At 68.7% G+C, this 21981-nt stretch carries 22 protein-coding genes and 1 riboswitch; of the genes, 11 read left to right on the top strand and 11 right to left on the bottom strand.

All coding sequences use genetic code 11. The features are described 5' to 3' along the window. Positions 1–119: 119 nt before the first annotated feature. Complete coding sequence (locus T9R20_RS02570) at positions 120–1343, top strand: glycoside hydrolase family 32 protein (RefSeq protein WP_322410998.1); 1224 nt, start codon at positions 120–122, stop codon at positions 1341–1343. Here T9R20_RS02570 and T9R20_RS02565 read toward each other — a convergent pair. Beyond that, a complete protein-coding gene (locus T9R20_RS02565; RefSeq protein ID WP_322410997.1) occupies positions 1320–2381 on the bottom strand; it encodes a LacI family DNA-binding transcriptional regulator in 1062 nt (353 codons plus the stop codon). The two genes, T9R20_RS02570 and T9R20_RS02565, sit on opposite strands and share 24 nt — an antisense overlap. Positions 2382–3730: 1349 nt before the next feature. Between T9R20_RS02565 and T9R20_RS02560 the strand changes: the two genes are divergently transcribed. Next, a complete protein-coding gene (locus tag T9R20_RS02560; protein WP_322410996.1) occupies positions 3731–4258 on the top strand; it encodes a hypothetical protein in 528 nt (175 codons plus the stop codon). On the opposite strand, the gene T9R20_RS02555 is transcribed toward T9R20_RS02560, so the two are convergent. Both T9R20_RS02555 and T9R20_RS02550 read right to left on the bottom strand, forming a co-directional pair. Continuing rightward, positions 4246–4503 (bottom strand): type II toxin-antitoxin system RelE/ParE family toxin, encoded by a 258-nt coding sequence (locus T9R20_RS02555; RefSeq protein ID WP_322410995.1) that lies wholly within the window; start codon positions 4501–4503, stop codon positions 4246–4248. The genes T9R20_RS02560 and T9R20_RS02555 overlap by 13 nt on opposite strands. Further along, positions 4500–4748 carry a type II toxin-antitoxin system Phd/YefM family antitoxin gene (locus T9R20_RS02550; protein ID WP_322410994.1) on the bottom strand — a complete coding sequence of 83 codons (249 nt, stop codon included), beginning with the start codon at positions 4746–4748 and terminating at the stop codon, positions 4500–4502. Before T9R20_RS02550 ends, T9R20_RS02555 begins: the two co-directional genes overlap by 4 nt. 406 nt (positions 4749–5154) lie before the next feature. Here T9R20_RS02550 and T9R20_RS02545 point away from each other — a divergent pair, with 406 nt between their 5' ends. Continuing rightward, on the top strand, positions 5155–5439 hold the full coding sequence (locus T9R20_RS02545; RefSeq protein ID WP_322410993.1) for a putative quinol monooxygenase: 285 nt from the start codon (positions 5155–5157) through the stop codon (positions 5437–5439). Between the two features lie 46 nt (positions 5440–5485). On the opposite strand, the gene T9R20_RS02540 is transcribed toward T9R20_RS02545, so the two are convergent. Next, entirely contained in the window at positions 5486–5746 is a 261-nt protein-coding gene (locus T9R20_RS02540) for a Txe/YoeB family addiction module toxin (protein WP_322410992.1), read from the bottom strand. Positions 5747–5989: 243 nt separating this feature from the next. On the opposite strand from T9R20_RS02540, the gene T9R20_RS02535 reads away from it, so the two are divergent. The 5 genes from T9R20_RS02535 (at position 5990) to T9R20_RS02515 (ending at position 11941) form a co-directional block, all read left to right on the top strand. Continuing rightward, positions 5990–6907 (top strand): PRD domain-containing protein, encoded by a 918-nt coding sequence (locus T9R20_RS02535; protein WP_322410991.1) that lies wholly within the window; start codon positions 5990–5992, stop codon positions 6905–6907. Positions 6908–7077: 170 nt separating this feature from the next. Beyond that, a complete protein-coding gene (locus T9R20_RS02530; RefSeq protein WP_322410990.1) occupies positions 7078–8946 on the top strand; it encodes a beta-glucoside-specific PTS transporter subunit IIABC in 1869 nt (622 codons plus the stop codon). Positions 8947–8954: 8 nt separating this feature from the next. Then, positions 8955–10409, top strand: a complete 1455-nt coding sequence (locus tag T9R20_RS02525; RefSeq protein ID WP_322410989.1) for a glycoside hydrolase family 1 protein — start codon at positions 8955–8957, stop codon at positions 10407–10409. Between the two features lie 4 nt (positions 10410–10413). Next, positions 10414–11259, top strand: a complete 846-nt coding sequence (locus T9R20_RS02520) for an HAD-IIB family hydrolase (protein WP_322410988.1) — start codon at positions 10414–10416, stop codon at positions 11257–11259. A gap of 214 nt (positions 11260–11473) precedes the next feature. After that, positions 11474–11941, top strand: a complete 468-nt coding sequence (locus T9R20_RS02515; RefSeq protein WP_322410987.1) for a GNAT family N-acetyltransferase — start codon at positions 11474–11476, stop codon at positions 11939–11941. A 4-nt stretch (positions 11942–11945) separates the two neighbouring features. Here T9R20_RS02515 and T9R20_RS02510 read toward each other — a convergent pair whose 3' ends face one another. From T9R20_RS02510 to T9R20_RS02495, 4 genes are all read right to left on the bottom strand, one after another. After that, positions 11946–12776 (bottom strand): NAD(P)-dependent oxidoreductase, encoded by an 831-nt coding sequence (locus T9R20_RS02510; protein WP_322410986.1) that lies wholly within the window; start codon positions 12774–12776, stop codon positions 11946–11948. Next, positions 12773–13579 (bottom strand): enoyl-CoA hydratase/isomerase family protein, encoded by an 807-nt coding sequence (locus T9R20_RS02505; RefSeq protein ID WP_322410985.1) that lies wholly within the window; start codon positions 13577–13579, stop codon positions 12773–12775. The genes T9R20_RS02510 and T9R20_RS02505 overlap by 4 nt, the downstream gene beginning before the upstream one ends. Next, positions 13576–14337: an SDR family NAD(P)-dependent oxidoreductase gene (locus T9R20_RS02500; protein WP_322410984.1), complete on the bottom strand. Its 762-nt coding sequence runs from the start codon at positions 14335–14337 to the stop codon at positions 13576–13578. The genes T9R20_RS02505 and T9R20_RS02500 overlap by 4 nt, the downstream gene beginning before the upstream one ends. A gap of 111 nt (positions 14338–14448) precedes the next feature. After that, positions 14449–15483 carry a TerC family protein gene (locus tag T9R20_RS02495; RefSeq protein WP_322410983.1) on the bottom strand — a complete coding sequence of 345 codons (1035 nt, stop codon included), beginning with the start codon at positions 15481–15483 and terminating at the stop codon, positions 14449–14451. Between the two features lie 182 nt (positions 15484–15665). On the opposite strand from T9R20_RS02495, the gene T9R20_RS02490 reads away from it, so the two are divergent. Together T9R20_RS02490 and T9R20_RS02485 are read left to right on the top strand one after the other, a co-directional pair. Beyond that, positions 15666–16400, top strand: a complete 735-nt coding sequence (locus T9R20_RS02490) for an aminoglycoside 3'-phosphotransferase (protein ID WP_322410982.1) — start codon at positions 15666–15668, stop codon at positions 16398–16400. After that, complete coding sequence (locus tag T9R20_RS02485; RefSeq protein WP_322410981.1) at positions 16397–16906, top strand: SRPBCC domain-containing protein; 510 nt, start codon at positions 16397–16399, stop codon at positions 16904–16906. The genes T9R20_RS02490 and T9R20_RS02485 overlap by 4 nt, the downstream gene beginning before the upstream one ends. 445 nt (positions 16907–17351) lie before the next feature. On the opposite strand, the gene T9R20_RS02480 is transcribed toward T9R20_RS02485, so the two are convergent. From T9R20_RS02480 to T9R20_RS02470, 3 genes are all read right to left on the bottom strand, one after another. Then, the gene (locus T9R20_RS02480) at positions 17352–18140 is read right to left on the bottom strand and encodes an energy-coupling factor transporter transmembrane component T (RefSeq protein ID WP_322410980.1); all 789 of its coding nucleotides are present in this window, start codon (positions 18138–18140) and stop codon (positions 17352–17354) included. After that, entirely contained in the window at positions 18137–19639 is a 1503-nt protein-coding gene (locus tag T9R20_RS02475; RefSeq protein ID WP_322410979.1) for an ABC transporter ATP-binding protein, read from the bottom strand. The genes T9R20_RS02480 and T9R20_RS02475 overlap by 4 nt, the downstream gene beginning before the upstream one ends. A 3-nt stretch (positions 19640–19642) precedes the next feature. Beyond that, positions 19643–20287: an ECF transporter S component gene (locus T9R20_RS02470; protein WP_322410978.1), complete on the bottom strand. Its 645-nt coding sequence runs from the start codon at positions 20285–20287 to the stop codon at positions 19643–19645. Then, a riboswitch (TPP riboswitch) is annotated at positions 20280–20390 on the bottom strand. It overlaps the preceding gene by 8 nt. A 34-nt stretch (positions 20391–20424) precedes the next feature. On the opposite strand from T9R20_RS02470, the gene T9R20_RS02465 reads away from it, so the two are divergent. Beyond that, positions 20425–21942 carry a D-alanyl-D-alanine carboxypeptidase gene (locus T9R20_RS02465; protein WP_322410977.1) on the top strand — a complete coding sequence of 506 codons (1518 nt, stop codon included), beginning with the start codon at positions 20425–20427 and terminating at the stop codon, positions 21940–21942. Positions 21943–21981: the final 39 nt, after the last annotated feature.

The following is a 21981-nucleotide window of genomic DNA, read 5'->3' as shown; positions in this document are numbered from 1 at the left end:
GGAATCCCCAAAACGTTTTGTGATTGCGACTATAGTGAGCAGGCACGGCAACACAAAACGTTTTTGGTAACGACGCAGTAACGATGATTCGGCCACGCCGCGCATGAGATGGAGCAGCCATGAGACCGACGTTTCACTTCACCGCGAACGGTTGGATCAACGACCCTCACGGGATCACCTTCGATGGCGATCGCTACCATGTCTTCTTTCAATACGTCCCGGACTCCGTGGTCTGGAGCATGAACTGCTCCTGGGGGCACGCCAGCGGCAGGGACCTTTTCTCACTCGCGGAGTTGCCCCCCGCGCTCACCCCAGGCGACGGTGACGATGGCGTCTGGTCTGGTTCGCTGCTCGTCACCGATGACGGGTCGCCGCGGATCCTTTACACGTCGGTCTCATCCGAGAATCCTGCGATTGGGCGCATCCGAACGGCCACTGCCAAAGATGAGGGCTGGATCACCTGGGAGAAGGGCGCTGTGGTTGCGACCGCGCCGGAACAACTCCCCGTCAAGGTATTCCGTGACCCGGTCATCATTCCGGATGAAGCCGGCTGGCGGATGCTCGTCGGCGCCGGACTAGCGGAGAAAACGGCCGCCGCCCTGGGATTCACCTCCCCCGACGGAGCGACCTGGGTCGCCGACGGGGTGGTCGCGTCCCGATCGAGCGCCGATCGGGATCCCGTTTGGAGTGGATCCATGTGGGAGTGCCCGCAGATCGTCGAAATCGACGGCGTGCACGCACTCATCGTCTCCGTCTGGGACGAAGACGAACTGTTCGACGTTGTCTACGCACTCGGCGACTTCGACGACGGCTCATTCACCCCCAGGTCGTGGGGCAACCTCAGCCACGGCCCCTCCCCCTACGCCGCCACGACATTCCGTGATGCACAGGACCGCCCCTGCCTGATGTTCTGGCTCCGCGGCGTCGAAGGCGATGACTGGAACGGTGCACACTCCCTTCCCTACGTCATCACTACCGTCGGTGACCGCCTCGTGCTCAGTCCGCACCCGGATCTCGATCGATACCACGACGCTGGCGCCGGCGGTGAGGCCGCGGACATTCTCTGGCCCGAGCACGTCCACACCACGCTCACAATTAGAGATCGCGGCGTAGTTGCGCTCGAGATCAATCGGGTCGGGCAGCATCTGCGAGTCCTATCGAGCGAGAACGCTCACACACTGCCGTGGGCGGGCGACGTGCGCGTCATCCTGGACGGGCCGATCCTCGAAATCTCGTCCCACGCCGGCGTCTTCGCCGCCCCGATCACCCCGCTCTCAGCGGGCTGGGAGCTCGTAGGCCGTGGACACGAACTACGCCGGTTACGGCAGCACGCTCGGGCGTGATCGGGGCGACGTCAGCGACTGCCGGCTCACCAATGTTCCCGGCAGCCGTGTCTCCACCGGGAGATCCAGTGGCCCCGTGGCATCGAGCAGTTCCAAAGCCACGCGCACTCCCCACCGACCCATCTCGTAGTGCGGAAGGGAAACCGTCGTCAATCCAGGGAGGAGCGCCGCGGCAACCGGCTCGAAGTCATCAACACTCACGACCGAGAGATCATCCGGAATGGACACGCCGACCCGCGATGCCTCCTGGTAGATTCCCATCGACATCGGGTCGTTGAACGAGAACACCGCCGTCACGTCGTCTGCGCCCGCGTCGAGCATCGCTGCGAACGCCTCACGACCGGCGGCCGATGTCCCAGGGTCGCCTCCCCTGAACACCCGCGGCTGGAAACCTGCGGCTCTCATCGCCGAGGTGTAACCCGCCAGTCGTCCGATGCTCCCGCGACCGGCACCGGACACCGTCAGATGCGCGATGCGGGTATGCCCCGCCGCCAGCAAGGTCTCCGTCGCCAGACGCCCAATCTGCTCTTCGTCCGGAACGACCGAAGGAATTTGTCCCCGCTGATCGGTGGTGTCCACGAGCGCTGTCGGGATGCCGGTCAATTCCGGGGGCAGCACCGACGCGCCTTGGTGAAACATGCGGGCGTAGACGACTGCGTCAATGCGCGCCGTCAGCAACCCCGAGATTTGCCTCGACTCGATCGCTCGGTCGCTATTGCTATTGACGACAACTAGCAGCTGGCCCCGCTCAGACGCTGCGTCCTGGGCACCGAGAACCACACGCGTCGCGAAAGGGGTGGTCGCGATGTCATCCGAGACAAATCCCAGGATCTGGGAACGCTGCCCCCGCAAAGCGCTAGCCAAACGGTTCGGAACATACCCCAGATCCTCAGCGACTCGCCGCACGCGCTCCCTCGTTGACTGCGCCACCTGACCGCGCCCACTCAGTGCATGCGAAACCGTCGTGATGGACACAGACGCTGCGCGCGCGACGTCTTCGATACCCACCGGCTTCGTTGCAGACACGTCTTGTGGCATGAGGTATCTCCGCTCTCGCATTCTGACTGTCACTGTAGCCCAAAACGTTTTCTCTCCGGCCAGCGGCCACGACGGCTGGTGCTCGAACCGTTCGCCGCATCCGGAAGCGTCGCAGTCGCAAGGGATCTGAGACAACTCCTGCCCATCCCGAATAGGCGCGCCTCAGCGAGATCAGATACGTTCACCCCGGACGACACACTCCGCAACGCGAGATTCGCTTACCTGGACCGATCGTCGGATGCCGCGCATGACGATCCCCATTTGACACACCCTCGATCCGCAAGACGCCCGTTACCGTTCAGCTGCCCTCGCGGAAGCGGCATAACCGAACCGCCACCGTGTCTACGATCGCGGGTCAAGCCTTCTCACCGGTCTTGGTCCAAGGAGGCGGAAGCGAACATTGCCCTAAAGCCTTCGCGCCATGCGGGGTGCTGAGGCGCCCAGCCGAGTTCTGCCTTTGCCCGGGCGTTGGATGATCCTTTGGCGGTGGTCATCATGTGCACAAGTCCTTGGCCGCCGACGAGTCGCGCCAACCAGACCGGCACACGCCGGGGTTCTGGTGCGCGGAGCATTCTCGCAACCTCGACGAGCCACTCACCAGGAGGACAGGCGTGTCATCGGCGATGTTGTAGATGCCTCTCGGTCCGTGCATGGCCGCGACGGCTGCATCGGCGGCGTCCTCGGCGTGGAGGAAAGACCACACGGCATCGCTTCTCCCGACCACCGGGAATGCGCGCATACGAATTGCCTCGATTAACTGCCGCCGGGGCCTAGGGACGTGCCATCACCGTAGAGCGCTGCGTATCTCACTGCGGTCCCGTTCTCGTAGCCGGTGACAAGCCGCTCCATCTCGATCAGAGCTGAAAGAGTGCGCTGGAGGATTGGAGCTGGGTTTGAGTCGAGTGGGTCGCTCTCGGACTTGACCGGGCCGCCCCGCGGCGCCCATGGCCAGCCGCAGAAGCCTTGCACGACCAGGCGAGGTGGGGTCGCCATTTGGCGTCCGGCTTCAATGAGTGTGGCGGTTCCTTCGACGCGGAGCCTGTTGGTCGTCGCGGACGCCGAGTCGTACCGTCGCACGTTGTTGCCCAGGTCGGTCAGCGAGGTCGCCTGATGAATGATCACATCTGGTGTTGCGTCAGCGACGAGTTGCATGACTGCGGCCGAGTCGAGGAGGTTCAGGGCCCTCGTAGTGACGCCGGCCACCCATAGCCGAATCGCAATACGAAATCGGAGGCCGGTCCATCGCTGTACGCGTGGCCGACGGCCGTTCGGGTAGTGCGCGACCGCCAATCGGCTAGCGGAGGGGGCGCCAGGTAACGGCATCGTGTTCCGGGGGCGGAGGTGCGGAGATGAAACCGGAGCCCATCCACCAACGCGAGCTCCCGTACGGCGTGCCGGTAGTGCTCGCGGAGGACGTGTCGGGCGATGCCGAGGCACCACATTCTCGCGTCCGATTCATTGGTCGGGAGCTTGGCGGAGTACTCCCACAGGGCCAACAGGACGCGACCCAGCAGGTCGGCGGCGTCTTCCTGGTGCTGCACGCGTCGGCGGAGGCGGCCGCAACCATCACCGATGGCAAATACGCGGCATGGATTCCTGGCCCGATTTTCGAGGACGGGAACGCCTCGAGCGGCGAGGGCGGACCGGAAGCCATCGTGTCTTACTCCCTCACCCTCAACGACGGCACGGTTCTGCGCAACGCGCGCTGCCCGAGGTTCCGACGACCGAATGACGCACGTCACGCATTCCATCTCTCCAAAGCCGAGAGAGCTGACATGATTCGCGCTCACGCTGGTCTCGTAACGGCGCTCGTGAACGCCGACCACGACGCGCTCGAGATGCAGCTCCGATCAAGGGATACGAGTCAGCGGTCGTAGATGTCCCGGCGGTGTCCGAGGGTGACGACGAGTACCACGAGGATGTCGTCTTGGACGGTGTAGATGATGCGATAGTTTCCGATGCGCACCCTGAGGCCGTCCCGGCCCTGTAATGCCTTGGCTCCGGGCGGCCGCGGATCCTGACCGAGCAGCGCGATGGCGCCGCGGATGCGGTCGCGGGTCTGGTGATCGATGCGCTCGAGCGCTCGAATAGCTGCCGGTCGGATTTCGATCCGGTAGCTCACTCCCAGCCCAGGTCCTTCTTGACCTGGTTCCAGGGGATGTTCTCGCCTTCTTCAGCCATCGCTTCATCGAAGGCAGCCCCGTCCTCGGCGTCCTCGAGAGCCTCAAGCATGCGCTCATACTGCTCCGGACTCACCACCACTGCCGCGCGCTGACCGCGCCGTTCGATGAAGACCGCTTCCTTCTGGGAACGAGCGATCACGTCCGACAGATGTCTGCGGGCGTCTGCGACGCTGACACTAGACATACCGGAAGTGTACATCTATAGCGCAGTGATGTACATCAGGTGCCTCACACGCATCACTCCTGCCAGCACGCAGGCCGGTGCCGAGTGTGGCAGGGGTCGTAGCGCGCGGGACAGGATACGAGGCAGGTCTGCGCCAGACGTGCGAGCACGATTCGCCCCGGTTCTGCGACTTCTTCCCGACTCCGCAGCGGAGCACGACGCCCATCCTCCACCACGCCGACGTCCGCATCCTCAAGGGCGCCAGCTACCGCCGCATCTCGCTCCGCGGTGCAATCTCACCGAACGAGTCATGCGAGGAGTTGGACTACGAAGAGGGTGGTCTGCCAACGATCACGCGCATCACCGGCTCGCCGTTCAATAGGAGGACCGGCTGCCGAAACGCTCCTCGGTGTCGTACGTTCGAGCGATGAGGGAGATACGGCTGTCGGGCCAACTCGTGTGCGCGACCGAGGAGGAAGCGCAACAAGTTCGCAAGCACCTCCCGGAACACACCCGCCTCACGCGGGCCGAGCCAGGATGCATCGCCTTCGACGTCGCCCCGACCAACGACCCTCTGACATGGTCGGTCAACGAGCAGTTCACCAACCGCAATGCATTCATTGCGCACCAGGAGCGAGTGATGTCCAGCGAGTGGGGTCGAGCCACCGCCGGTATCGAACGTCGCTACTCGGTCGATGAACTCGCTCGCTGAGCCATCCGCGTACGCGCCGTGTTGCCGGAGGAACCGTTCAGAAACGTCAGTAGTGGTCGCGGGCTTGAAGAATAATGACGTGGTTATCGGTGACGTAGTAGACCAGGCGGTTCTTTTCATCGATTCGGCGCGACCACGCCCCCAAGAGAATGTGCTTGAGCGGTTCAGGTTTGCCGATCCCCGCGAAGGGATCCCGCATCACGTCTGCGATCATCTGATTGATGCGCTTCAGAGTCTTACGGTCCTGCGTCTGCCAGCAGACGTAGTCCTCCCACCCGTTCGGGTCGAATCCGATCGCTCGCGTCACGCGTCGAGGAGGTCGTGCTGTTCAAACTCTCCGCGACGGGCGCGCTCAATTGCGGCGAGCAGCCGGTCAGCATTGGCGGGGTTGCGGAGCAAGTACGCAGTTTCCGTCATCGCGTCGTAGTCGTCCTTCGACCTGAGACTGTACCGCCGGGGCCTCCGACCCGCGCGGCGTCTTCCGGCGCCTGCGCGTAACCTGCCCCACTCCGCAGGCCGATCCGGCAGCCGACCGCCCTAGAATGCACGCATGCCCGCCCCCGCAGGGCACGATGCCGCGCGCGACTCGACCGTCGTCGCCCGGAAGGTGCTCAACAACAACGTCGTCATCACCGTCGACGCGGCCGGGCGCGAGCGCGTGCTGATGGGCAGGGGCCTCGGTTTCGGCCTCAAGCCCGAGACGCCCATCGACCCCGCGAAGGTCGAGAAGACGTTCGTGCTCGATGCGGCGAGCGACTCCGCGCAGGCGCAGCAGCTGCTCCGCGACGCGCCATACGAGATCGTCGAATCGGTCATGCGCGGGGTCGAGGTGGCCGAGCGCCGCCTCGGGCGCGACCTCGGACGGCGGCTCCCCCTCGCCGTGATCGACCACGTGCAATTCGTCCTCGAGCGTCTCGACGCCGGGGTGCGCATCCCGTCGACCTCGATGCCCGAACTGCGGATCCTCCATCCCGACGAGTTCGGCGCCGCCCAGGCGATGGCCGACGCCATCGCGACCTCGCTCGGTCGCACGCTCCCCGCCGAAGAGGCGGTGTTCCTCACCATGCACCTCCTCAACGCCACGCGCGACGAGCCGAACGGCACCGCCGCCCTGCTCTTCCGCCGCGTGCAGCACGTCGTCGCCACCGTCGAGCGCGGGCTCGGGGTCACCCTCGACATCGGCGACGCCAACTACGCCCGCTTCATCCTCCACGTGCAGTTCCTGCTCCAGCGTCTGGTGAACCGGGCGATGCTCGCCAGCGGCGACACGTCGTTCTTCGAATTCGCCGCCCGCAGCTACCCCCGCTCGTACGCCATCGCCCAGGACGTCAAGGCCTACGTGCTCGCGGCGACCGGCTCGGCCCTCACCGACGAGGAGCTGCTCTACCTGATCGTCCACGTCGAACGCCTGGCGACCGCGATGGCGGCACCCGATCAACCTGTGGTAGGTTCCCTTCCGCAGGAGTGATCTCCTGCCGCGACTGGATTGTTACCGCGCTAGCGGGCAAAACCTGAACTCGCACCGTCGTTTTCGACGGTGACCTGAGTTCAGGTCTTTTTTTTGCCCGGATGCCGGTGCGGCGGCCGCGTGAGAAGAGCAAGCGTCGCACAGCTGCGGCGAGAAAGAGGCGGATCGCAATGGCGGATTACGCGAAGACCGCGGCGGGGGTACTCGCCGGGGTCGGTGGAGAAGAGAACGTCCAGTCGCTGGTGCACTGCGCCACCCGGCTGCGTTTCGTGCTGAAGGATGACGCGAAGGCCGACGCGCAGAAGCTGCGCGCCACGCCGGGCGTGATCACCACCGCGCAGGCAGGTGGCCAGTACCAGGTGGTCATCGGCAACGACGTGCCCGAGGTGTATGCCGCGATCGGTGCGATCTCGAAGATCGGCGCGGGCGCCGGCGGCGCCGGTGACGGTGCGGAGGCCCCGAAGGGCAACCTCTTCAACCGCTTCATCTCGATGATCTCGGCGATCTTCACCCCCGTGCTCTGGGCGCTCGCCGGCACCGGCCTGTTGAAGGCGTTCCTCGCCGCCGCCGTCACCTTCGGCTGGATCGACACCACGACCTCGACCTACGTCGTGCTGAACTCCCTCTCCGACGCGTTCATCAACTTCCTGCCACTTGCGCTGGCCTTCACCGCGGCGCGCTACTTCAAGGCGAGCGAGTTCACCTCGTTCGCGATCGCCGCAGCGCTGCTCTACCCCGCCGCGACCGCCCTCGTGGGCGTGGAGGGGCTGACGTTCTTCGGCATCCCGTTCACCATGGCCAACTACGTCTCCAGCGTCATCCCGATCATCATCGTGGTGTGGCTCCAGAGCCACGCCGAGCGCTTCCTCTACGCCACGCTGCCCGCGGCCGTGCGCCGGTTCGTCACGCCGATGATCATCGTCCTGCTCGCCGTCCCGCTCGTCTTCGTCGTGATCGGACCGCTGTCGGCCCTGGTCAGCGGCTGGATCGCCGGAGGGATCGGCTTCGTCTTCACCACCGTGCCGTGGCTCGGCGGTGCGCTCATGGGCGGTCTCTGGCAGGTGTTCGTCATCTTCGGCCTGCACTGGGGTCTCGTGCCGCTGTTCACCGTCGAGTACCAGACCACCGGCCAGATCCTCCTCGTCGCCCCCGTCTTCGCGGCCGTGCTCGCCCAGGCCGGCGCCGTCGCCGGTGTGTGGGTGCGCACCCGCAACAAGACGCGTCGCTCGCTCGCGGCGCCGGCGACCCTCTCGGGCTTCCTGGCCGGCATCACCGAGCCCGCCATCTACGGCATCAACCTGCCGCTGAAGCGCCCGTTCGCCTTCGGCATCGTCGGCGGGGTCATCGGCGGTGCGATCATGGCCGCCGGCGGCGTGTTCGCCACCGCGTTCGTCGTCCCGTCAGCCCTGGCCATCCCGGCCCTCATCGGCAACGGCAGCACCGCGCTGATGATCGTCGGACTCATCGCCGCGATCGTCATCCCGTTCCTCCTCGTCGTCATCGTCGGCTTCAAGGAGCAGGCGGAGGACGCCCCTGTCGCCCCGGCGACCGCCGAGACCGACCTCGCCGTCCGGAGTCCCCTTGACGGCACCGTGGTGGCGCTGTCCGAGACCCCCGACGCCGCATTCGCGGACGGCAGTCTTGGTGACGGCGTGGCGATCCTCCCCCGATCGGGCGCGCTGTACGCGCCGTTCGACGCCACGGTGGCCGCACTCTTCCCGACCGGCCACGCCATCGGCCTGCGCTCGAAGGACGGCGCGGAGGTGCTCATCCACATCGGCATCGACACCGTGCGCCTGAAGGGCGAGCACTTCCAGGTCAAGGTCGCCTCCGGCCAGGAGGTGTCGGCCGGCGACCTGCTGATCGAGTTCGACCTCGACGCCATCGCCGCGGCCGGCTACGACCTGACCACCCCCGTCGTCGTCACCAACGGCGACCTGTACCCCGAGATCACCGATGCCGCATCGGGCCCGATCGCTCACGGCGACGCGCTGTTCGTCGCCCGCGCGATCGAGTCTGCCGCGGCATCCGTTCGATGAGGATGCTGATGAGCAACGTCTCCCTTCCGCTGACCTTTCCCGACGGCTTCCTCTGGGGCGGTGCAACCGCCGCCAACCAGATCGAAGGCGCCTACGACCAGGGCGGCAAGGGCCTCTCGGTGCAGGACGTGATGCCGATGGGCATCGTGGGTCCGCGCACCGAGGCCCCGACGCCCGACAACCTCAAGCTCGTGGCGATCGACCACTACCACCGCTACGCCGAAGACATCGCGCTGTTCGCCGAGATGGGCTTCAAGGTCTATCGGTTCTCGATCGCGTGGAGCCGCGTCTTCCCGAACGGCGACGATGCGGAGCCCAATGAGGAGGGCTTGGCGTTCTACGACCGCGTCCTCGACGAGCTCGAGAAGCACGGCATCGAGCCGCTCGTGACGATCTCGCACTACGAGACGCCGCTCCACCTCGCCGAGGCCTACGACGGCTGGACCGACCGCCGCCTCATCGGGTTCTACGAGCGATACGCCCGGACACTGTTCGAGCGGTACGGATCGCGGGTGCGTTACTGGCTGACCTTCAACGAGATCAACTCGCTCCTGCACGCGCCGTTCATGTCCGGCGGCATCGCGACGCCGAAGGAGGACCTGAGCGACCAGCAGCTCTACCAGGCGATGCACCACGAGCTCGTGGCGTCGGCGAGGGCTACCCGGATCGCCCGGGAGGTCGCGCCCGGTGCGCAGATCGGCTGCATGGTGCTGTCGATGCCGGTCTACCCGCTCTCGCCCTCGCCCGAGGACGCGCTGGCGGTGATGACCGCCGATCACGCCAACCTCGTCTACGGCGACGTGCACACCCGCGGGGTCTATCCGGGATACTTCCTGCGGACCCTTCGCGAGAAGGGGATCGAGCTGCAGATCACCGACGAGGACCGGGACGACCTGACGAACATTGTCGATTTCGTCTCGTTCAGCTACTACATGTCGATCGCCGAGACGGCCGACCCCGCGAAGAAGGCCGCGGGCGAAGGAAACATCATGGGGGGCGTGCCCAACCCCACGCTCCCGGCGAGCGAATGGGGCTGGCAGATCGACCCGATCGGGCTGCGTCTCGTGCTCAACCAGTTCTGGGACCGCTGGCAGAAGCCGCTGTTCATCGTCGAGAACGGACTGGGCGCGAAGGATCAGCTGGTCGAGGTCGACGGTCGCAAGACCGTGATCGACGACTACCGCATCGCGTACCTCCGCGACCACCTCGTGCAGGTCGGCGAGGCGATCGCCGACGGTGTCGAGGTGCTCGGGTACACCACCTGGGGGTGCATCGACATCGTCAGCGCCTCGACGGCGCAGCTGAGCAAGCGCTACGGGTTCATCTACGTCGACCGCAACGACGACGGCTCGGGCACCCTCGAGCGCCACCGCAAGAAGTCATTCGACTGGTACCGCGAGGTCATCCGCACCAACGGGGCGGCGCTCGTCGACGAAGCGGCGGCGAAGGATCTGACACGCTGAGATGGTGACCTCCCGCCGCATCGCCTTCCTCGACGTCGACGGCACCCTCGTCGACCACCATCAACAACTGGCGGAGTCGGCGATCGCAGCGGTCCGCGGCGCCCGCGCAGCGGGGCACCTGGTCTATGTGTGCACCGGGCGCGGGCGTCGCGAGATCCCCGACAGCGTGCTGCGGATCGGCTTCGACGGCGCGATCACGGCCGGCGGCGGGTTCGTCGAGCAGGGCGATGAGCTGGTCGCCAGCTACACCATGCCCGAAGCGGATGTCGCGCGGGTGCGGTCGTTCTTCGAATCGGCCGACATCGAGTTCATCCTGCAGGGCTACGACGACATCTGGGCGAGCCCCGGTCTCCTCGCCCGCGTGCGGCCGCTCTTCGAGGGCGACATCGCGCGGGGCCGTGACGCCGCCGCGACCGCCGACATGGAGAAGCTCGCCGCGCGGATGGCGCCCCGCCCCCGCCCGGCGGGCGAGCCCGTGGCCAAGGCGACGTTCTTCGGCAGCGACCCGGGGGCCTTCGCGCGAGTGCGCGACGGGCTCGGCGAGGGGTTCCACGTCATCACGGGTACGATCCCCTATCTCGGCGAGTCGGGGGGCGAGGTGAGCCTCGCGGGTATGACCAAGGGCGCGGCGATCGTCGAGCACGTCGGCCGCGTCGGGCTCACGCTCGACGACGCGATCGGCATCGGCGACAGCGTCAACGACCTCGAGATGCTGCAGGTCTGCGGGCTCGGCATCGCCATGGGCAACGCCCCCGCTCAGGTAAAAGAGGTCGCCGACGAGGTCACCTCGGGCGTCGACGACGACGGCGTCTGGAAGGCGTTCGTGCGCCACGGGCTCGTCGCCGCCTGACTCGCGTCGCCGCGGCGCGCAGCGGCGCGTAATCGGCGTCCTTCGCCGATCCGTCAGGAAGTGTCGCTTCCCACGGCGTCGGGCCGCATCTTCTGACGGGTCGCGGCGGGTGGGCAGCACATGGTGACGGGTCACGGCCGGAGAAACGAGTCGCGCGCGCGCGACCGCGTCAAGCCCGAGCAGGGCGGTAGGCCGCCCGAGCTAGCGTGAGGGCGTGAGCGACCTGATCATCCGTGACATCCATCCCTCCGACGCCGGCGAAGTGCTGACCCTGCAGCGGGCCGCCTTCGTCTCCGAAGCGCTCATCTACGGCAGCGTCGAGATGCCGCCGTTCACGCAGACCCTCGACGAGGTCGCGCACGAGCTCGCCGAGAACCTCGGCTGCGTCGCGCTCCTCGGCCATCGGATGGTCGGCGCCGCCCGGGCCCGCGTCGACGATGGCCTGCTGCTGATCGGCCGCATCTCGGTCGCCCCGGATGTGCAGGGCGAGGGCGTCGGCTCGCGCCTCCTCGATGCGCTGGAGGAGCGGGGCCGCGCCGAGGGCGCGACCCAGGCCGAACTGTTCACCGGGTCGCTCAGCGAGGCCAACCTCCGGCTCTATGAGCGTCAGGGCTATCAGGAGACCCAGCGCGTCCCGGGCGACGGCAGCGACGAGGTGTATCTTCGCAAGACCCTCGTGTAAGGGCTCAGTCGAGGAAGATGTCGGGGAACAGCTCGGAGTCGGGGGTTCCCGGCACTGCGGCGTAGCGCGAGAAGTCGGTCACACCGGCCGCCTCCAGCACGTCCTCGACGATGAGCGTCTGCCCCGTGTACTCGCGCGACGGCTTCGTGAGCACCTCGTACGCGGCGTCGGCGTAGATCTCGGGCGTGCGGCTGGCCCGCATCATCCGGTCTCCCCCGAGCGCGAACTGCACTGCGGCCGTCGCGATGGTCGTGCGCGGCCAGAGGGTGTTCGCGGCGATCCCGGCCTCGGCGAACTCGGCGGCGAAGCCGAGGGTCGCCATGGTCATGCCGTACTTCGCCAGCGTGTAGCCGGTGTGCGCACCGAGCCAGCGGGGGTTGAGGTTCAACGGCGGCGAGAGCGACAGGATGTGCGGGTTCTCCGCTTCGCGGAGGATGGGCGCCGCAGCCCGTGAGAGCATGAAGGTGCCGCGGACGTTGACGTCCTGCATCAAGTCGTACTTCTTCGCGGCGAGGTCGAGCGAGGGCGACAGGTCGATGACGCTGGCGTTGTTGATGACGATGTCGATGCCGTCGAACTCGCCCTGGGTCTTCAGCACCGCCTCGGTGATGTCGTCGTCGTTTCGCACGTCGCCGACGATCGGCAGGGCCCGGCCGCCGGCCTCTTCGATCGCGGCCGCCGCGGTGTGCACGGTGCCCTCGAGCTTCGGGTGCGGGGTGTCGGTCTTGGCGAGCAGGGCGATGTTCGCACCGTCGCGCGCGGCGCGCAGCGCGATCGCGAGGCCGATCCCGCGGCTTCCGCCCGAGAGCAGGATGGTCTTTCCGGCGAGGGTCATCGTGTCTCCTCCGAGCGGGGTCGTGAACGGGATGCCGCGGCGAAGGCCGCGACGCGGGTGCGCGCCTCGTCGGTGGCGAACCGGGCGCCGATCGTGGCGGCCTCGTCGTCGAGGTTCGCGGCGAAGGGGCGATCGGCCCCGTGCCTGATCAGGCGCTTGGCCTGCCCGAACGCGGCAGTGGCGCCATCGATCCAGGTGCGGGCGATCGCCTCGGCCCGGGCGGCCAGCTCGGCGGCGGGGACGACCTCGGCGATGAGACCCCAGTCGAGCGCCTCTTCGGCGGTGAGCGTGCGGTCCTGGAGCAGCAGCTGCAGGGCACGCCGCTGGCCGATCGCCGCCGGCAGCAGCGTCGTCACCCCGAGGTCGGGGGTGAGCCCGATATTGGCGTAACGGCTGACGAAGCGCGCCGCCTCGGTGGCCACGATGTAATCGGCGGTGAGCATGAGTCCGAGGCCGCCGCCGGCCACAGCGCCCTGGACGGCCGCGACGATGGGCGTGTCCGAGAGGGCGAGAGTCCGGATGCCGTCGTGGATGACGTGGGCGCTGGCGGTGACGTCGTCACCGGTCGCCCCGCTGGTCGACATCGCCACCACGTCGCCACCCGCGCAGAAGGCCGGCCCCGCGGCATCCAGGATGACCGCCCCGATCGCGGAGTCGTCAGCCACCCGGTGGGCGATCTCGCGCCAGCGCTCGGCCATCGCGAAGTCCATCGCGTTCAACCGCGCCGGGCGGTTGAAGGTGACCCGGGCAAGGCCGTCGTCCGAGACGGTGAGGAGGATGCTGTCCTCGGCACCGCCGGTCATCGGGGAGCCATCCGGATCGCGCCGTCGAGGCGGATCGTCTCGCCGTTGAGGTAGCCGTTCTCGACGATCTGCGCGACGAGCGAGGCGTATTCGTCGGGTCGTCCGAGCCGGGCGGGGTAGGGCACCTGTTCGCCGAGCGAGTCCTGCGCCGCCTGCGGCAGGCCCTTGAGCATCGGCGTCTCCATGATGCCGGGGGCGATGGTGACGACCCGGATGGCGTGGCGAGCGAGCTCCCGGGCGATCGGAAGCGTCATCGCATGGACGCCGCCCTTGCTCGCGGCGTACGCCGGCTGACCGATCTGCCCGTCGAAGGCGGCGACGCTGGCGGTGTTGACGATGACGCCCCGGTCGCCGGAGGCGGTCGGCTCGGTGCGGGCCATGGCGGCGGCGCCCTGCGCGATGACGTTGTACGTGCCGATGAGGTTCACCCGGACGAGGCGTTCGAAGTCGGCCAGGGGCGTGGGCCTGCCGTCACGGTCGAGCACCTTGGCGGGCGGAGCGATCCCGGCGCAGTTCACCACGATGCGCAGCGGCCCGGTGCTCGCGGCCGTGGCGACCGCCGCGGCGACCTGCTCGGGGTCGGTGACATCGGCCGGGGCGAACGCACCGCCGAAACCGCCGACGGCCTCTGCGCCCGGCGACGACGGGAGATCGACGATCGTGACCACCGCACCCGCGCGGGCCAGGCGCTCCGCGGTCGCGAGGCCCAGCCCGCTCGCGCCGCCGGTCACGAGGGCTGCTGCGCCCGAGATCTCCATGCCGTTCCCCTTCGAACCGATCCGCCTGTCAGCGATACGGCGTGTCAGCCCCCATGGGACTGAGTGTCATCGCCGTATCGCTGACACCAGGCTAACGGGTCCGCGGAGGGGTCACGAGCCGCGCGACTCGTCCTTCGCGGCGATGACCGGCTCGCCCTCGATCTGGTCACGGTCCTTCGCCTCGCGATCGTTGCGCGTCTTCATCAGGCTCGCGACCGTGGCGACGGCGATCGTGCCGGCGATGAACAGCAGCGACAGCCAGATCGGGATCTCGGGCACCCACAGCAGCGGCTCGCCGCCATTGATGAAGGGGAGCTCGTTGACATGGAGGGCGTGGAACACCAGCTTCACGCCGATGAAGGCGAGGATGACCGCGAGTCCCTGCGCGAGGTAGACAAGGCGCTCCAGGAGCCCGCCGATGAGGAAGTAGAGCTGGCGGAGGCCCATCAGCGCGAACGCATTGGCGACGAAGACGATGTAGGCCTCTTCGGTCAGGCCGTAGATCGCGGGGATCGAGTCGACGGCGAAGATGAGGTCGACGAAGCCGATCGCCACGATCACGAGCAGCATCGGGGTCACGAACCGCTTGCCGTCCTTCTTCACGGTCAGCTTGTCGCCGTTGTACTCGTCGCTGACCGGAAGGTGGCGACGCACGAACGTCATGAACTTGCCGTTGGCGGGGTCGGACTCGCCGTGCGAGAACGCCTGACGGTAGGCCAGGAACAGCAGCAGCGCACCGAAGATGTAGAAGATCCACGAGAAGTTCTCGATGAGGGCCGCACCCACCGCGATGAACGCACCGCGCATGATCAGGGCGATCACGATGCCGATCATCAGCACCTTCTGCTGGTAGATCTTCGGCACGGCGAAGCCGGTCATCACGATGAGGAAGACGAAGAGGTTGTCGATCGACAGCGCCTTCTCGGTCAGGTAACCGGCGTAGTACTCGCCGCCGAAGTCCCAGCCCCAGACCATCCCGATGACGACACCGAAGATGAGGGCGAGCCCGATGTAGAACGCCGACCAGCGGGCCGACTCGCCGATGCTCGGCTCATGGGGCTTTCGCACATGGGCGAAGAACTCGTAGATGAAGAAGAGGATGGTGACCGCGATCGTGATGATCCAGACCAGAGGGGTGACGTCCACGAAGAGAGCTCCAAGAGGTGGGTGGGTAGGGGGCGATAAGGCCCAAAGTCTCCTCCGCCCGGAAAGGCCGGCGGCCCGGAACTCTGCGTCGGGTTCGTATTGACGGGCGCGCCGCAAACGGGAGTACTCCCCTTGTTGCGGTCTCCAGGATACCAAAGGTCCGAAGGCCTAGGGTGGCTCGCATGTCGATTCCCACCGACGGGGTGCTCGTCCCGCCGCGGGTACGCCGCCTCGCCGGCGACGATGACCTCGTGCCGGTGTGGCGAAACGGGATCGGGGGTCTGACGTTCCGGGCGACGGGTGCCCGCGGCATCCGGTATGTGAAGTGGGGTCCGCGGAACGACGAGACGACCGTCGAAGCCGAAGCCGAGCGCCTGGCGTGGGCGGGCCGGTTCATCTCGGTGCCGCGGGTGATCACGGTGGGTGGCGACGACACCGAGGAGTGGCTCGTCACCGCGGCGATGCCGGGTGAGAACGCTGTCGCGCCGCGCTGGATCGCTGAGCCCGAGGTGGCCGTGACGGCGATCGGTGCGGGTCTGAGGTCGTTTCACGACCGGCTGCCGGTCGATGACTGTCCGTTCTCGTGGCGCGTCGCGGATCGCCTCGAGAAGGCGGCGCGACGCGGCATCCGGGTGCCTGAGGTCCTGCGCGAGGCTCCGCGCGAGCACGACCTCGTCGTCTGCCACGGCGACGCCTGCAGCCCGAACACGGTGCTCACCGACGCGGGGAGCGTCGCAGGATACGTCGATCTGGGGGCGCTCGGCGTCGCCGACCGCTGGGCCGACATCGCCGTCGCCGCGATGAGCGTGGAGTGGAACTATGGGCCAGGATGGACCGAGACCCTGCTCGCCGCCTACGGCATCGACCCGGACGCGCAGCGGATGACGTACTACCGAGAGCTGTGGAACGCGACATGAGTGAAACCCCCCGGGCGACCGGAACGGTCGAGACCATCGACGGCGAGCGGCACCTGGTGCTGCGGCGGACGTTCGCCGCCTCGGCGAAGAAGGTCTGGCGCGACCTGACCGACGCCGACCGGCTCGAGCGATGGATCGGTACCTGGGAGGGCGACCCCGCCGACGGGCAGGTGATGTTCCGCATGACCGCCGAGGGCGAGAACGTGCCGGCGGAGACGTTCACCATCCGCGAGTGCGACAAGCCGCGTCGACTCGTCGCCGACACGGCGGTCGGCGACGGCACGTGGCACCTGTGGTTCGAGCTGAAGGAGGACGACGGCGAGACCGTGCTCTCGTTCGGTCAGCTGCTCGGGGGTGCGGAGGATGTCGGGTCGATCGGCCCCGGCTGGGAGTACTACCTCGACCGGCTCGTCGCCGCGCGCGAGGGGCGCGACGTGGCCGAGGTCGAGTGGGCGGCGTACTACCCCGCGCTCCGCGAGGAGTATCTGAAGGTCGACGCGGGCTGAGCGAGGCGGCGGCGCGGAGAGCTTTCGCGCGAGGCCGATGTGGCCCAATTGGTCACCTTGAGCGCGGCAAGCCCGCCATTCGCGCCACCTCGATCTGCTCCAGCGGCGCGGCGGCGCGCGGGCACGGCAACGAAGTGGCGCGAATGGTCACGTTGAGCGGCGCAACCCCGCCATTCGCGCCACCTCGATGTACGCTGCCCGAACGAAGTGGCGCGAATGGTCACGTTGAGCGGCGCAAGCCCGCCATTTGCGCCACCTCGATGTACGCCGCCCGAACGAAGTGGCGCGAAGGGTCACCTTGAGCGACGCAAGCCCGCCATTTGCGCCACCTCCACCCACGACGCCCGAACGAAGTGGCGCGAAGGGTCACCTTGAGCGGCGCAACCCCGCCATTTGCGCCACCTCGAAGCACGGCACCGACTCGCCGCCCTCGACGCCGCGCGCCTCACCCCGGGCCGAGGATGAGGTTCCACGTTCCGGCGACCACGGCCACGACCACGGCGATCCCGCCGACCGCGGCGCCGACCGCCAGAAGCGCCCACTCGCGGCGACCGAACGTCGATTCCCGGGCCCACGTCCGGCGACCAGGCGCGCCGAACCCGCGGGCCTCCATCGCGGTGGCGAGGGTCGCCCCGCGGCGGAGTGACAGAACGAGTAACGCGAAGGCCATGCCGAGAAACCGCCGCACCCGCCCGCGGTCGGCCACCCCGCGCGCACGGCGCGCGAGCTCGAGCGCACGCCAATCGTCGAGGAACAGCCCCACCATGCGCAGCCCCGCCAGCGCCCCGAGCACGAAACGCGCCGGCAGCCGCAGCACCTGCGCGAGGCCGTCGGCGAGGTCGGTGGGATCGACCGTGACGAACAGCACGACCGACGGCAGCGCGATGGCGAGCACGCGCAGCATCGTGGCGAACGCCAGTTCGAGCGACCCCTCGCTGACGCGGACGACGAACAGCTCCAGAAGCACCCGTCCCGACGTCTCGCCGTAGAGCGCGATCGTCAGCGCCGTGAGCGGTGCGGCCAGCCACACCGGCCACGTGCGACGCCAGAATTCGCGCCACCCCAGCCCCGCGAACGGGAACAGCGCGAACTCGAGCAGCAGCGCCACTCCCGCCGACACCGGATCGAGCGTCAGCACGAGCGGCACCGTCAGCAGCGCCGCCGCGCCGAGCTTCGCGACGGGGTTGATCGCGGCCACCGGGCCGGTGCGCGCGCGGGTGCGCTCGAGCGTCATCCGTGCGCCCCCATCGCCAGCTCCTCGGCGCCGAGCGCCCGCACCACCTCGCGGTCGTGCGTGATCGCCACGATCGCCGTGCCGGCGTCGCGCAGCTCGGCGAGAAGCGCCACGAGCTCGCTCCAGGTGCGGGCGTCCTGCCCGAATGTCGGCTCGTCGAGGACGAGCACGCGCGGCCGCGTCGCGATCGCCGCCGCCACCGTCAGCCGACGCTTCTCGCCGCCCGAGAGCGTGTAGGGGTTCGCCGCGGCGAGGTGGTCGAGTCGCAGCCGCCGCAGCAGTTCATCGACCCGCGCCCCGACGTCGGGCTCGGACATACCGAGAGCACGCGGCCCGACGGCGAGCTCGTCGCGCACGGTGCGCGTCAGGAGCTGATGCTCGGGTTCCTGAAAGACGGTGCCGATGCGGGTGAGGAGCGCGCGTGAACTCCACCGGATCGGCGCGGGCCCCGCCCCGTCGGCGAGCGCGTCGGTCGCCAGAAGAGCACCGGATGCCGGGGGGAGGAGTCCCGCGAGGGTGAGCCCGACCGTGGACTTCCCCACCCCGTTCGCTCCGGTGATCGCCAGCACGCCGCGCTCGCGCACGACGGCATGCGCGACGCGGGCGACGGGCGTACCCCGCACGCGCGCGACGGCGAGGTCGTCGGCCTCGAGGAGCGGCTTCCCGTTCGGCAGAGTCGCCGGCGCCGGATGCCGCGGCGGCCGGCCCGGCACCCAGACACCCTGTGCGGCGAGGGAGGCGCCGTCGCGGCGCAGCACCTCGTCGGGAGCGCCGTCGGCGACGACCCCGGCGCCCCCGCCCGCCGCGTCGCCGCCGCCGCGCGCTCCGTCCCCGGTACCGCCCAGCACGATCACCCGATCGACGACCTCGAGCCAGGCGTCGACCCGGTGCTCGACGACGACCAGCGTCATCCCGGTCTCGGCCGCGACGCGCGCGACGGCGTCACGCACCTCGACGACGCCCGCAGGGTCGAGGTTGGCGGTCGGTTCGTCCAGGAGCAGGATGCCGGGGCGCATCGCCAGCGCCCCGGCGATTGCGAGCCGCTGCTTCTGCCCACCCGAGAGCGCCTTGGTCGGGCGATCGAGGGGCACGTCGAGCCCGACGGCGTCCAGCGCCGCCCGCACCCGCGGCCAGATGTCGGCGCGCGGGACGCCGAGGTTCTCGCAGCCGAAGGCGACGTCGTCGCCGACGCGGGCGAGGATGACCTGGGCGTCGGGGTCTTGGAGCACCAGGCCCGCCCGGCCGCGGGCGTCGGCCGCCGGCATCCCGTCGATGAGGAGCTCACCGGACCGCTCGCCGTCCTCTCCCTCGCCGAGGACGCCCGCGAACCCGTGCAGGAGGGTGGACTTCCCCGACCCCGAGGCCCCGAGCACGAGCACGCGTTCGCTCGGCTCGATGCGCAGCGTGATGTCGCGCAGCGCCCACGCGCGACGCGAGGCGTGCCGCCACCCCCAGCTGCGCGCCTCGAGCGCGCCCGGGCGTGTACCGGTCGGATCCACGGTCTAGACGCGGGCGCGTGCCTCGCGCCCGATCGCGAAGCGGTCGAGCGCCCCGGTCGCGGCGAGGCCGCGTGCGAGCACCCACGACAGCGCCCCCGCGATGAGCGCCCCCGACACCAGCGTGCTGGCGATGTACACCGTGATGAAGAGGCCCCCCGAGCCGGGATACCAGAGGATGAGGTTGTTGATGCCGCCGGCGAGGGCCGCACCCATACCCGCCAGCACCGCGACCGGTAGGCTCCAGCGCCGGTAGAAGAAGAGCAGGAAGATCAGCTCGGCGCCGAGGCCCTGGACGAGCCCGGCTTCGATCGTCAGGAACCCGCCCCAGGTGTTTCCGACGAGGGCCGAGACCACGGCCGCGAGCGTCTCGGTGTAGAGCGCCGCGCCGGGCTTGCGGATGATGAGCGCGCCGAGAACCCCGGCGAACAGCCACGGCCCGTCGAGCAGGCCCTGGAGTCCGGGCAGCAGCGGGCTCAGCAGATTGCTCGGCCCGAGGTAGGCGATGTTCCAGAGCAGGAACACCAGACCCGCGGCGACACCGAGGACGCTGGCGATGACGATGTCGATGACCCGCCAGCGGAAGCGGTGGCCGCCTCCGGTGCCGTTGGTCGACGCGACGGATGAGGATGTGGACGTATGCGTGTGCATCGGTGCTCCCTTCCTGCGCTGGCATGACCCAGATCAGGTTCGACGGTCGGAGCGCGATTCGCTCCCTCTCAGCCCGGCTCGCCGGACTCCCGTGGTTCGGCGATCATCATATCGCCGATGCGTTGTAGCGTAGGCGAATGGCGGAGGACGACCGGCACCCCCTCACGCGACGGGCGAAGCGCCGGCAGGAGGGTGACGGGGATGCTGTCGCCTCGCCGTCCCGCAGCGGCGTGCTGACCGCGCCCGAGGGCGACGCCGGCCCGTCGCCGACGAGATCGAGCCTGGCCGAGCCGTCGATCGTCGCCACGTCGCAGCATCCCACCGCCCTCACCTGGGTCGATGAGGACGCGATCCTCGCCCGCCCCCCGGGGTTCACCGACCTCTCCGGCGGGGGCGTGCCGTACGTGCCGGTCGGGCCAGACCTGCTCGCCGGCGCTCCGCGCCGCTCGGTCTTCCGGCCCGGCGTCCTCATCCCTGCCGCCGTGATCCTCGGGCTCGTGGGCGGCTACGCCGCGACCACGGGGCTCTGGCCCCTGTACGCGGTGACCCCCGAGGTCGAGGCCGTGCAGGTGCTGCCCGCCGCCGCGCCCGCCGCGGCGCCCGTCTGGCCCGCCGAGGGGAGCGCCGCGATCGCCGTCGAGGGTATCGGGGGGCCCCTGGCCTCGAGCACCGACCGCAACGCGATCGCGAGCATCACAAAACTCGTGACCGCCCTCGTCGTGCTCGACGAGGTTCCCCTCGCCGTGGGCGAGCCGGGGCCGGAGTTCCGCTTCACCGGCCGCGACAGCGACGAGTACTGGGACTACCTCGCCGGAGGCGAGTCGGCCCTCGACGTGCCCGTGGGAGGCACGCTGTCGATGTACCAGCTGCTCGAGGGCATCCTCATCGGATCGGCCAACAACTATGCCGATCGCCTCGCGTCGTATCTCTACCCCACCGACGCGGTCTTCGCCAACGCGGCGGCGAGCTGGCTCGACCGCCATGGCATCGACGGCATCACGATCGTCGAGCCCACCGGCATCGACGCGCGCAACAGCGCGAGCCCCGACGCCCTGATCCCGCTCGCCCGGCGGGCCCTCGCGAACCCCGTCGTCGCCGAGATCGTCGCCAAGCAGGCCGTCGACCTGCCCGGCGCAGGACTGGTGACCAACACCAACGGCCTCCTCACCGACCCCGGGGTCGTCGGTATCAAGACCGGCACGCTCGACCGGTGGAGCCTGCTGTCGGCGAAGAACGTCACGATCGCCGAGACGCCGGTCACCCTCTACGCCGCCGTCCTGGGTCAGCCCGACGACGAGGCGCGCCTCGCGGCATCCCGCGCCCTCTACGCCCAGCTCGAGGCCGAGCTGCAGCCGACGGTGGCGGTGCCCGCGGGGACGACGGCCGGGTACGTGCGCACCGCGTGGGGCGAGGACGTTCCGATCGTGACGAGCGCGGATGCCTCGGTGATCGCCTGGAACGGAGGCTCGGCCACGGTCGAGTCGACCTTCGACCTCGACGACCTGCGCGCGGAGGGTGACACGGTCGGGGCGCTCACCGCGACCGGCGCCCTGGATGACAGCGTGGTCGGGCTCGAGCTCGCGCAGGACGTCGAGGAGCCGTCGTTCTGGTGGCGGCTCACCCACCCGCTGGAGCTGTTCGGCCTGACCGGCTGAGCGCGGTCGTGCGCGGGATCCGGCCGGCGGTTGGTGCGG

The organism is Microbacterium invictum, assembly GCF_034421375.1.
Classification (GTDB): domain Bacteria; phylum Actinomycetota; class Actinomycetes; order Actinomycetales; family Microbacteriaceae; genus Microbacterium; species Microbacterium invictum_A.
Note: the sequence above shows the minus strand (reverse complement) of the source record. Positions and strands in the feature narration are given on the sequence as shown.